The organism is Brevibacillus borstelensis, assembly GCF_003710865.1.
Lineage (GTDB): Bacteria > Bacillota > Bacilli > Brevibacillales > Brevibacillaceae > Brevibacillus > Brevibacillus borstelensis.
On the sequence record NZ_RHHO01000073.1, the window covers coordinates 1 to 5,256 of the forward strand.

Below are 5,256 nucleotides of genomic sequence, written 5' to 3' on the forward strand. Positions count from 1 at the left end.
GGCTTCAACCTTAGGATTTCTCCACCAGTTGCCTGTCAGCTACGAGGTGACTTGGCTCCTGCCTCGGTTGGACTTTCACCAACTAGCAATTAACGGCTTGCTGGGCACGCTTCAATGATAAAAAAGGACAGCATATCGCTGTCCCTTTTCTTTCTTATTTTCCTCCCCCTAGCGAGTCATCGTCAGAGACATCCTCGTCGCTAGAGTTTAGCCCATCGTTGATACTTTCAAGAACTTGTTCAGAACTGTACTTGGTTCCGGGACTAAGATCAAGTAGCTTCGCTGCTCGTTCTTCGAGCCATATACCTTCATTTCCATTTGGATCAACCGCTACAAAAATAAAACCACCTGCGTAGTCCAAATATTTCACTTGAACATCTTTACCATACTCCTGAATGATATCCTTGTACATTTCATACAATTCCGGCCCTGTTTTTTCGAGACCTGCTTGAATTGGCTCAGTATCCGTTGCTATAACTATGCCTTTAGCTTTATCTCCCTCCATAATAAACCACAGTTTTTCATCTGAAGGTACTAGTAAATCAGTAATACTAGAGCCTTTAAAAGATTTTATTGCTTCTGAATCAGGTAAATGAGCACTGTCGATTGAATAATCAGACAAATAAGATTCGTTCACATTATTTTTTTGTGGTGTTTTAGTTTTATTATTGCCTGCTGACTCGAATTTTTTATATGCATTAAAGGCATCCTTTTTCCCTTCATTAATTGCCCCGACAGCAGAAAACGAAAACATTACAGCAAGAGTTGCTATTCCCAAAACCGCAAATGTAATCTTCTTCATGTTTTACCTCCTCAATTAATTTTCCTCGAATCCATATATGGTATGGGTCCACTCTTGACCCGAGCTATCTACAAATCTGTCATAAGTCATAATAGAATATTCACCTTTATCAGGATCCATATACCTTAGATATTTAGTTGAGCTGTTTGTGTAGCCATCAATAACAACCATATGACCAATAGCTGTATTTCCCGTTTTCCATTTTATGCGTGCTAATACAGGTATATCATTGTTTATTTCCCTTACCGTCTCCTTAAAAGTTAATGAGTTATCCTCTCGATAACTTTGAAGCCCATAATGATCGAGTCCATCCATGACTTCACTAATATTTCCCGATTTATTCGAAACCTCACCTTTTACATATTCAACAAAATCGGATTGAGTAACTTTAATACCAAAATAATCTAATACAGATACTGAAGATGCTGCCCAGCACCATAACTCTGCTGCTTGAGTGACTTTTTTTACTCCTAAAGTTACAGTTGTTGAAGCAGCGTGTGATGGACTACTTACAGTTGCCAAAATTGACAAAGAAACTGCTGCAACCCCTAGTACAAAAAATTTTTTCATGCTTTTTTTATACACAGCAAGTCCTCCTACAACAAATATTATTGTGTACTGTCCACATTATAATGAAAATTACCATATTTTTGAATTAATGTCAACCTATTTCTAGAAACAATTCATATAATTGGAATTTCACTTCTTTCAATAATCTAACTTTTACTTCAAAAAGATGAGTGATACTGGACAGGGGGCGAGGGGCAGGAGCCGTCTCTCGCATTTAGCTCTGGTTCCTTGCTCTTAATTCAAGGTTACCGATCCCGTATGGAAAAAACGTCCATGATTTTTTTGTGCCTATTTTGTCCTGCTTTTTGTCGGGTTTTTGTCGGGAAAATAAGAAACGGCACTCAAATGATGCGGAGTGCCGTCGCGATTTGAAATATTGCTTCATTCTTTTTAATGTAATACTGATCCTTTGTCAGCCCTAAGTCCAGGTATACGTTGATGTCATTTACTCTGACCGGACTAGGTACTTTTCTTTAATGATTTTTCTTTCTGTTTCATCCAGTGAATACTGTAAAGCCCGCTCGATCTGCCTTGCTTTCAATTCGTTTTTTGTCTCTGAATGCTATAGCCGTGGAAAGAGTTGATCAATTCCCTCTTCCGCTTGCTCTTGTTTATTTTGAACAGCGACTCGGCGTTGTTAAGCCAGTTGTACCATACTAGAATCGTCTCTATACCACAGTTGGCAACCCCAACTCTCTGCCCCTGAATTTAAGTCTGTTGTGACTTCTGAGCACCATTTTTCCCCGTTTCTAAACCACGGCCCTGGAGTAGCTAGGTCACACATCTGTAGGTCCTTTTCTGCATCTCGTTCCATCACTTCCCCACCTCCAGCAGCTCCGGGTTTTCATAGATGTTGCCGATGACTACGTATTCAAACATACTCGGGAATACCCCCCAACCAATCCCGTATCCAGTTTCATCTTCGCCGATCCATTCAACAACCACCGGCTCTTCCCCAAACAGATCGCTACCTTTGTTGAACAGCAGACATACATCTCCCTCATAAATCTCCTTGCCGTTCTTGTCGCACAAGCCGGTGAATTGCATCAAGGTCGAATAATGACCATCTTCTACGTTGTGGATCAGAAACTCTGACAGATCAGGAGCATTCACCAGATGCTTCCACTGCAGCATGAGATTGTTAATTTTATCCTATATCCGTAACTTGATCTCACGTCCTTGCATCCCGTTCCCCTCCTGTTATTCGATCACGTCTTCTGGAATTTTCACTTTGCATTTTTCGCACGTTACCCGTGACCTACCCGACCAAGCAAAGTTCCCTTTCATTCCGTGCCTATAACCGCACAACGCTTTTGGCGATCTTTTGTCCGTAACCGCGTGAACCGTACCAGAGCCACTTTTAATAATGCCGATCAGCTTGGACATTTCTCCACCTCTTTCCACAAGTAATGTTACTGTAGTGTTTTGATTAGTTTTGTTCTTTGATCAAAGGACTACATGCTTTTACGCGTAAGTCTTTAATTCATTGTGCAGACACTCCTTTTAGGCGGGTATTTTGGAGGGCGTAGCCCACACGGGAGGTGTCGCAGGTAGATTGCGAAGCAATCTACCGAGAAAATCTTTTCATATCTTTTCCACAGAATTAAACTAAATGATACCGATGTATCTCTGAACAAAACGTGGGCACATCCTCGGTTGTAGCTCTGCGTAATGTTTGGGAACATCGGCCTTTGCAGGAATAACTCTATTTCCTAACGAATCTTTTACGTTGCCAATGTATTCCTGAACACAATGTGGGCACTCCTGATGGATAGAGCTCTACTAACTATTTGGGAACATTGGTCTTGCAGGAGTACACTCGCTCACTAGCGAATCATATATATTGTGCAGTGACCTTTCATGGTTTTACCTACCATATTAGGATTGGGGCTGATAGATTTCAGACCTCTGATATAACACTGGGGCACTCCACGTGTATTGGCACTGCACCCATGTCAGCGTTTAACCCGTCCTTTGGCGGGTTTTTTTGTTTTCCAAAATTAACTAAACCAGAGCAGGAATTTTCTCAGAGGTAACGTATAAGTTTTTTAAAGTCTATATAACGGAAAATTGTACTCCATATAAAGTAAAGCAATTGAAACCCTTCAACGTTTGGGGCTAACTTGCGTTAGACCTCTTGAGACAATTTGGGTACAGATCACCTGGCGCTATAATCCTGACATGCTACATTGGGCAAATGAAGCTCTCACAGTAACTTGGATAGTCAGGTGTATTACATATTGCTTAATAAAAGGAGAACATAACTTATGAAGGAAGATCAGTTAATGACTTTTAGTGTCACTCAAACCGATGGGCAAAAAGAATTCGTAAGACTCTTTTATCCAATATACGTTGGTGTCGATATTGGAGCTGATTTTCATGTGGCTACCTGCATTACTCCCGAACAGTTTCGTGATGGAAAATGGAAAAGGGCCAAAACAATGAAATTCGATGCCGATAGTTTGGGTATCTCTGATTTCTTGAAGGCCCTTCAAGATGTACAGGAGCATCTAGGATTAAAACCAATCGACTTTTTCGTATTAATGGAGCCGACAGGTGGGCATTATTCCTTTCTTCTTCAACAGGTATTATTAAAAGCTGGTTACTCACTTCATATGGTTGAAAATGCCTCTGTTAAAAAATTTCGGGAAGAGACTCTTGGTATTCAAGAGAAATCCGATGCTATTGATGCTAGAACGATGGCCTATATGGGATGGCATAAATCGCTCCACCCCGATATGAAAGCTGTACGACTAGCGAGTCCAGCCTCAATGTCACAGTCTATCGTCCGTACTCTCATGCGTGATCGCTGGTTACTTACCACTACCCTGACACGCAGGAAAAACCAGGTGCAACAGTTATTTCAAATCACTCACCCTGACCTTAAAAGAGCATTTAAGAAGCTTTCAAGCCCTTCTGTGTTACGCCTAGCGTTAATGTATCCAACTGCTTTGGATATGAAGGGTCTCTCCGAGATTGAACTTCGAGAAGCAATAACCAAATGCGGTGCTAAAGCTATTGCAAAGAAGGCAGCCAGCGAATTAGCTCATGTTTTACCTAACACCGTTGCTCTGCCATTGGTCCATGTTGTCGATCGACAAAGTTGGCTTATCCAAGAAGCCTTGCGCATTGAAGAAAGTTTAAGCAGTATTGACGCAAGCATCCATGAGTTATTACATGGTAATGCTGAAAAAGGAACTCCCCCACACCCATATACCAATTTGCTCTTTTCTTTACCTGTCATGAGTGATAATTGGGCTTGTACTCTCATTGCTGTAATAGGTGACATTCATCGGTTTAGTACCTATAAAGAATTTAAAAAATACCTTGGTGTATCTGCCGAAAATAAGCAGTCTGGGACTTCTGTAAAAGGCACTCGCCAGACGTTCAGTGGTGTTCGCGATACACGCAGGGTCATGTTTCAGATGGCTCTAATACTTATTGCCCAAAGAGGTGGTCCTAATGTGTTTGCGGCATATTACGAGCGCCTATTGGCACGTCAAATGCCAAAAATGAAAGCTATAGGACATATGTCTGGAAAAGTTGCAAAGATTATCTACAGTGTTCTGAAAACAGGTGTCCCCTACGATCCCAAAAGACACGCAGCAGCCTGTGGTGTTCCATGGAATGAGCAGTATAAGGAAAAGTCTTTAGATATCGATATAGAGCCATTTGAAACTGAAGCTAAAATGCTTGCCGGAATCTCAGATGAATCAGTCGACATTGAGATTGATGAAGAATAGTGCAACCTATGTGCTATTCTTCATTTCCATTCACTGTCTCAATGCTTTAATTCTGCCAAAATAGCGCGTTTTTATCGGAAAATGAAGCAATTTGTTATAAAAGACCTTACGGTTTTTTTCTGTTAAGCACTACGCTACATT

5 protein-coding genes are annotated in these 5,256 nt (G+C 41.1%); 1 reads left to right on the plus strand and 4 read right to left on the minus strand.

What is annotated here, in order from left to right:
- Nucleotides 1-154: 154 nt before the first annotated feature.
- From EDM54_RS25390 to EDM54_RS25410, 4 genes are all read right to left on the minus strand, one after another.
- The gene (locus EDM54_RS25390) at nucleotides 155-802 is read right to left on the minus strand and encodes a hypothetical protein (RefSeq protein ID WP_122959060.1); all 648 of its coding nucleotides are present in this window, start codon (nucleotides 800-802) and stop codon (nucleotides 155-157) included.
- Nucleotides 803-817: 15 nt separating this feature from the next.
- A complete protein-coding gene (locus EDM54_RS25395; protein ID WP_122959061.1) occupies nucleotides 818-1,387 on the minus strand; it encodes a C39 family peptidase in 570 nt (189 codons plus the stop codon).
- 798 nt (nucleotides 1,388-2,185) lie between these two features.
- Nucleotides 2,186-2,506 carry a YopX family protein gene (locus tag EDM54_RS25405; RefSeq protein ID WP_003387510.1) on the minus strand — a complete coding sequence of 107 codons (321 nt, stop codon included), beginning with the start codon at nucleotides 2,504-2,506 and terminating at the stop codon, nucleotides 2,186-2,188.
- 66 nt (nucleotides 2,507-2,572) lie between these two features.
- Entirely contained in the window at nucleotides 2,573-2,758 is a 186-nt protein-coding gene (locus tag EDM54_RS25410; protein WP_003387511.1) for a hypothetical protein, read from the minus strand.
- Nucleotides 2,759-3,639: 881 nt separating this feature from the next.
- Here EDM54_RS25410 and EDM54_RS25415 point away from each other — a divergent pair.
- Nucleotides 3,640-5,115, plus strand: a complete 1,476-nt coding sequence (locus EDM54_RS25415) for an IS110 family transposase (protein ID WP_122959062.1) — start codon at nucleotides 3,640-3,642, stop codon at nucleotides 5,113-5,115.
- The last annotated feature ends 141 nt before the right edge of the window (nucleotides 5,116-5,256 follow it).